Genomic DNA, 2,272 nt, shown 5'->3' with positions numbered 1-2,272 from the left:
GGGCAGCAACGGCTCGATCAGCGACCACAGTTCATCCGAGACGATCCACGGACGCGACTCCCTCTTTCCCACGACCAGACCAACGAGCAACCAAGTCGACAGTCACATGATCAACAGCTTCTGTTAGGACCTCTAAGAGCATGTCTCACGTGGTGAGTTTGGCGAGCCTCTCGATCACGAGCGGTGGCCGCCCTGGCACGACCCGCCGAGGCTGATCACACCCAGGAAATGAGTATGCGGCTGCGCGGCGTCAACCGATCATGTGAGTATGACCGATCAGCTGGCGATCAGTACCTTGACTTTGCAGCATAGGATCCCGGACGACTGGGCGGCGGACCCCTGGGCCGAGGTGCGGCCTTTGATCGACGGCGTAGACGTTCTGAAGGAAGTCCACCCGGAAGGGGTGGCACTCAGTTGCCGACACTGGACAGGCCCGGCCGAGAGCTGGCCGCTGGCGGTCACGGAGGAACCGCGCAGGGCCATGATCACCGAGCCCACCTGCACCGCCGGCTGCTGCGGCGCCCTATACGTCACCATGCGCCGCGAGGGCGACCGGGTGATCTGGGACGCCTGGGAAAACACCAGCGATATCACTGCCTTGCCTGCGAACATCCGCTTCGATGCTGCCCAGTACGAAGCCGAACTCGTGCGGGCCGCAGCAGACCGCAGCTGGGAAGAGCCGGTAGACACCGTTGCCCGGCTGCTCGAGCAGACCCTTGCGGGCAGCGGCTGGTTCGAGCAGTGGGGCTGCGTTCTCACGGGTGTCTGGCCACGACGCGAGGAGCCCGACGTCCCCGAGGAGCTCACCAGCCCCGAGGGCGTCGATGTCGAGTTCCACCAGGTCCAGGCACCGGGGGAGCGTACATGTTCCTACGGGTACGAGTTGTTCGTCACCCGCGATCAGTCCGTGGAGCAGCAGGTACGGCAGCTCGCGGCCCGCATTCTGGCGGACGATCCGCGGAAGACTGCTGAGCTTCGAGAACGCTGAGGACCAGATGCAGGAAGGCGCGAGTTGAGAGTGGCCGCATCATTGACGGGGTCCGCTCTTTGCCAAGGCAGCTTCGCCTTGATCGTTTCCTGAGAGCGCGTCTCACATGGTGAGTTTGGCGAGCTTCGCGAGAAAGTGGGAGCCCTTGCGCTCGTATCGCACGGTCAGCCGGCGGTAGCCGAACAACCACGAAATCGACCGCTCGATCTTCCAGCGGTGCCGCCCGAGCGCTCGCTCGACTCGATCCCAGGGCGGGCGATACGCGGGACGATGCCACGGCTCCGCAGCCAGGCGAGGTGTTCGGCGGAGAAATACGCCTTGTCCGCGGGGAGTTTGGCTGGGCACCTGCGGGGCCCACGCCGGGACCGGGGGGCCGGTATGCCGCGCACCAGGGGCTCGAGGGCATGGATGTCGTGAGTGTTCGCCGCGGAGACAGCGACCGCCAACGGGATACCCCGGGCCTCGGACAACACGTGCAGCTTGCTGCCCTTCTTGCCGCGATCGACCGAATTTCGGCCGGTCTGCGAGCCCCCCGCTGCGCCCGCACCGAAGCGGCATCGACGATCGCCGAGGTCCAGTCCAGCTCACCCCTGGCACCGAGCTTGTCCAGCACCTTCCGGTGCAGCCGCCGCACACACGCCGACCGTGGTCCAGGCGGTGAACCGGCGAGGCGCGTGGCCGGGGAGACCCCGAACGTCTCCGGCAGATGCCGCCAGGCGCACCCACTGGTGAGCACATACACCGCAGCGGTGAACACCGCCCGCTCATCACGCGGAGCGGTCCCACGCGCCCTGCGGACGCGCAGAGAACGAAGGCAGCAGAGGATGGCGGGGTAACTACGCTGGCGCAGCAGCCCAAGTGAAAAGGTCTGGGGGTGGAGTATGGTTCCAGAGTCAATCTGAGAACGCAGTTTGAAGCAAAGGAGTGGGGCGGTTCCGCCAAGCTACACACTGCATCACCTGATGCAGTGTCACCGGCCCCGACCACCCCTCTCCTCGCTGCACGGGCCGTAGGCCCGTTGGCCGCACCGCGCAGCGGGGCCGGCCTTTTGGCCGCGTAGCGGCTCGGGTGGCTGGAGCGCAGTGTAAGCCACCCTTGCGGGGCCGCAGGCCCCGGAGCTCCGGGAGCGCAGCGGACGGAGCGTCACCGGCCCGGCGCAGCCGGGCCGGTGGGCTGCTCGCGCAGCGAGCAGCAGCGCTCACGCGGAGCGGGAGCGCAACACCCGCGCGCAGCGCGGGTGTTCGCTTGCCCATCGCGCAGCGATGGGGTACCCGCTCCGCGGGG

The 2,272-nt window shown here is 67.2% G+C and carries 1 protein-coding gene and 1 pseudogene; one reads left to right on the top strand and one right to left on the bottom strand.

Annotated features, from left to right (window positions below; translation table 11 throughout):
• The first annotated feature begins 268 nt into the window (after positions 1 to 268).
• Positions 269 to 988 carry a hypothetical protein gene (locus tag ACFY9E_RS40195; protein WP_390993610.1) on the top strand — a complete coding sequence of 240 codons (720 nt, stop codon included), beginning with the start codon at positions 269 to 271 and terminating at the stop codon, positions 986 to 988.
• Between the two features lie 102 nt (positions 989 to 1,090).
• On the opposite strand, the pseudogene ACFY9E_RS40190 reads toward ACFY9E_RS40195, so the two are convergent.
• Positions 1,091 to 1,809, bottom strand: a pseudogene (locus tag ACFY9E_RS40190) (IS5 family transposase).
• Positions 1,810 to 2,272: the final 463 nt, after the last annotated feature.

Source organism: Streptomyces sp. NPDC012466, assembly GCF_042955215.1.
In the GTDB taxonomy this organism is placed as follows: Bacteria; Actinomycetota; Actinomycetes; order Streptomycetales; family Streptomycetaceae; genus Streptomyces.
This window is presented reverse-complemented; position numbering and strand designations above follow the sequence as displayed.

Excerpts from the sequence above, each read along its gene's own strand:
- ACFY9E_RS40195 (WP_390993610.1), top strand. The coding sequence starts at position 269 with ATGACCGATCAGCTGGCGATCAGTACCTTGACTTTGCAGCATAGGATC.